The organism is Desulfovibrio sp. 1188_IL3213 (assembly GCF_036763145.1).
Classification (GTDB): Bacteria; Desulfobacterota; Desulfovibrionia; order Desulfovibrionales; family Desulfovibrionaceae; genus Desulfovibrio.
Map to the genome: position 1 here is coordinate 1 of NZ_JBAIYR010000734.1, position 255 is coordinate 255.

General features: G+C 57.6%; 1 pseudogene. It reads left to right on the plus strand.

The window, feature by feature from the left end:
- A pseudogene (locus V6C16_RS15040) lies at positions 1-255 on the plus strand (IS481 family transposase); the annotation flags it as partial.

The window sequence follows — 255 nt, forward strand, 5'->3', positions numbered from 1 at the left end:
CTTTGCGCAGGCTTGGCTGCTCCCGGCTTTCTTCTTTGGAGAAAAAAGAGCCGATACGGCGTTATCAATGGGAGAAGCCGGGCCAGATGCTCCACCTGGACATCAAGCGTCTCGGCAAAATTGATGGTGTTGGGCATAGGAAGGCGGGGACGCGGCAAGTGCGTCGGCGGCGGCCAGGTTGGGAATATTTGCATGTATGTGTGGATGACGCCTCCAGGGCAGCATATACGGCCATACTGCCGGATGAAACCGCCG